The organism is Christiangramia aestuarii (genome assembly GCF_009735585.1).
Taxonomy (GTDB): Bacteria; Bacteroidota; Bacteroidia; order Flavobacteriales; family Flavobacteriaceae; genus Christiangramia; species Christiangramia aestuarii.
Genome location: NZ_VJVW01000018.1, coordinates 1 through 3,486 on the forward strand (window position 1 = coordinate 1; position 3,486 = coordinate 3,486).

A 3,486-nucleotide genomic window follows, 5' to 3' on the forward strand; every position below is an offset into this window, starting at 1 on the left:
AGGAAATTTTAGAGGTTGAGTAGCCGTTATAAGTACTGTTAACTAATAACTGTTAACTGATCACTGAAATAATGGGGGATTAGCTCAGCTGGCTAGAGCGCCTGCCTTGCACGCAGGAGGTCATCGGTTCGACTCCGATATTCTCCACGATTCCTTGAGGTATAATGGGTATAGTTTTTACAAACAACCAGGAAACATACGTTTTTAGTTTGTAGGATCATCGAAGTTATATCGTTAGATAAGGAAAAAAGTTCATTGACATATTGAGAAACAAAGAATACGAGAACACTATTAGATAGAAATATTTAATAAAAGTAATACATTATAATACTTCTGTTCTGATTTAGGTCAGAATAGATTAGAGCATTAAGCAAAGCGCATACAAGCTAGATAAGGGCGTATGGGGAATGCCTAGGCTCTCAGAGGCGATGAAGGACGTGATAAGCTGCGAAAAGTCGTGGGGATTGGCACATACAAATTGATCCGCGAATATCCGAATGGGGCCCCGGCATATTGAAGATATGTCATGCCGTAAGGCAAGCGAACCCGGAGAACTGAAACATCTAAGTACCCGGAGGAAGAGAAAACAATAGTGATTGCGCTAGTAGCGGCGAGCGAACGCGCAGTAGCCCAAACCAATGAGTTTACGGACTTATTGGGGTTGTAGGACCACGATATTGTTTGTACAAGGAATTAGAACAGGTTGGAAAGCCTGGCCATAGACGGTGACAGCCCGGTATAAGCAACTTCGTATAAARCATAGTGGTATCCTGAGTAGTGCGGGGCACGTGAAACCCTGTATGAATCCGGCGGGACCATCCGCCAAGGCTAAATACTCCTGAGAGACCGATAGTGAACCAGTACCGTGAGGGAAAGGTGAAAAGAACCCTGAACAAGGGAGTGAAATAGATCCTGAAACCATACGCTTACAAGCGGTCGGAGCCCCTTTGGGGGTGACGGCGTGCCTTTTGCATAATGAGCCTACGAGTTACCGTTGCCAGCAAGGTTAAGCAGTTCAGCTGTGGAGCCGTAGCGAAAGCGAGTCTGAATAGGGCGTTTTAGTTGGTAGTGGTAGACGCGAAACCGTGTGATCTACCCTTGGGCAGGTTGAAGCTGTGGTAACACATAGTGGAGGACCGAACCCGTTGACGTTGAAAAGTCTTGGGATGACCTGAGGGTAGGGGTGAAAGGCCAATCAAACTCGGAAATAGCTCGTACTCCCCGAAATGCATTTAGGTGCAGCGATATAGTTAGTTTTATAGAGGTAGAGCTACTGATTGGATGCGGGGGCTTCACCGCCTACCAATTCCTGACAAACTCCGAATGCTATAAAATGATGCATATCAGTGAGGGCATGGGTGCTAAGGTCCATGTCCGAGAGGGAAAGAACCCAGACCATCAGCTAAGGTCCCCAAATGTATGTTAAGTTGAATAAACGCGGTTGAACTGCCCAGACAGCTAGGATGTTGGCTTGGAAGCAGCCATTCATTTAAAGAGTGCGTAACAGCTCACTAGTCGAGCGGTTCGGCATGGATAATAATCGGGCATAAACATACTACCGAAGCTATGGACTTCGTAAGAAGTGGTAGGGGAGCATTGTAACAGAGACGAAGGTGAGTCGCGAGGCTTGCTGGATTGGTTACAAAAGAAAATGTAGGCATAAGTAACGATAATGCAGGCGAGAAACCTGCACACCGAAAGACTAAGGTTTCCCCAGCTATGCTAATCAGCTGGGGGTTAGTCGGGACCTAAGGCGAACCCGAAAGGGGTAGTCGATGGACAAGCAGTTAATATTCTGCTACTTGCCCCATGTTAAAGCGGACGGAGGCGTAAATTTGGTGCGTACTGACGGAATAGTACGTTGAAGGGAGTGGTAACACCCCGATAGTACACAAAAGCTACGGCCAGCGTGATAATCCAGAGGAGCGACTTCCAAGAAAAGCGAGTGGTGGCAACCCGTACCCTAAACCGACACAGGTAGTTGGGATGAGAATTCTAAGGTGCTCGAGAGATTCATGGCTAAGGAACTAGGCAAAATTGGCCCGTAACTTCGGGAGAAGGGTCGCCCACAGCAATGTGGGCCGCAGTGAAAAGATCCAGGCGACTGTTTATCAAAAACACAGGGCTCTGCTAAATCGAAAGATGACGTATAGGGCCTGACACCTGCCCGGTGCTGGAAGGTTAAGGGGAGATGTTAGCTTCGGCGACGCATTGAACTGAAGCCCCAGTAAACGGCGGCCGTAACTATAACGGTCCTAAGGTAGCGAAATTCCTTGTCGGGTAAGTTCCGACCTGCACGAATGGTGCAACGATCTGGATACTGTCTCAGCCATGAGCTCGGTGAAATTGTAGTATCGGTGAAGATGCCGATTACCCGCTACGGGACGAAAAGACCCCGTGCACCTTTACTATAGCTTAGTATTGACTTTGAACAAGTGATGTGTAGGATAGGTAGGAGACTTTGAAGCGGTATCGCCAGGTATCGTGGAGTCGTTGTTGAAATACTACCCTTTACTTGTTTAGAGCCTAACCACGCCTTGCGTGGGACAGTGCTTGGTGGGTAGTTTGACTGGGGTGGTCGCCTCCAAAAGAGTAACGGAGGCTTCTAAAGGTTCCCTCAGCACGCTTGGTAACCGTGCGTAGAGTGCAATGGCAAAAGGGAGCTTGACTGAGAGACATACAGGTCGATCAGGTACGAAAGTAGAGCATAGTGATCCGGTGACACCGCATGGAAGGGTCATCGCTCAAAGGATAAAAGGTACGCCGGGGATAACAGGCTGATCTCCCCCAAGAGCTCACATCGACGGGGGGGTTTGGCACCTCGATGTCGGCTCGTCACATCCTGGGGCTGGAGAAGGTCCCAAGGGTTGGGCTGTTCGCCCATTAAAGTGGCACGCGAGCTGGGTTCAGAACGTCGTGAGACAGTTCGGTCTCTATCTGTAGTGGGCGTTAGAAATTTGAGTGGACCTGACTCTAGTACGAGAGGACCGAGTTGGACCAACCTCTGGTGTACCAGTTGTTCCGCCAGGAGCACTGCTGGGTAGCTACGTTGGGAAGGGATAAGCGCTGAAAGCATATAAGCGCGAAACCCACCACAAGATGAGATTTCTTTAAAGGACCGTGGGAGACTACCACGTTGATAGGCTACAGGTGTAAAGGCAGTAATGTCATAGCCGAGTAGTACTAATACTCCGTAAAGCTTGATGCGCGATGGTTCCGGGGCCGCAAAACTCCGGAACCGCCAAATGCTTACATTAGATGTAATACCTGTKCTTCGCTTATTTTTTGTTTCTTACATATGTCAACAATATTAGTCCCGATAAGTCGGGACAGTTTTAAGCTCGAAGCTTATAACTAACCTTTTAAGGTGGCTATAGCAACGGGGCTCACCTCTTCCCATTCCGAACAGAGTAGTTAAGCCCGTTAGCGCAGATGGTACTGCTATCATTGTGGGAGAGTATGTCGCCGCCTTCTTCTTGAAAACCC

General features: G+C 48.4%; 1 tRNA gene and 2 rRNA genes. All 3 read left to right on the forward strand.

Annotation, left to right across the window (positions count from 1 at the left end):
• The first annotated feature begins 73 nt into the window (after positions 1-73).
• Positions 74-147: transfer RNA gene (locus tag FLP08_RS15330), tRNA-Ala, on the forward strand.
• Between the two features lie 231 nt (positions 148-378).
• A 23S ribosomal RNA gene (locus FLP08_RS15335) occupies positions 379-3,208 on the forward strand.
• Positions 3,209-3,363: 155 nt separating this feature from the next.
• Positions 3,364-3,474: ribosomal RNA gene (gene rrf / locus FLP08_RS15340) — 5S ribosomal RNA — on the forward strand.
• Positions 3,475-3,486: the final 12 nt, after the last annotated feature.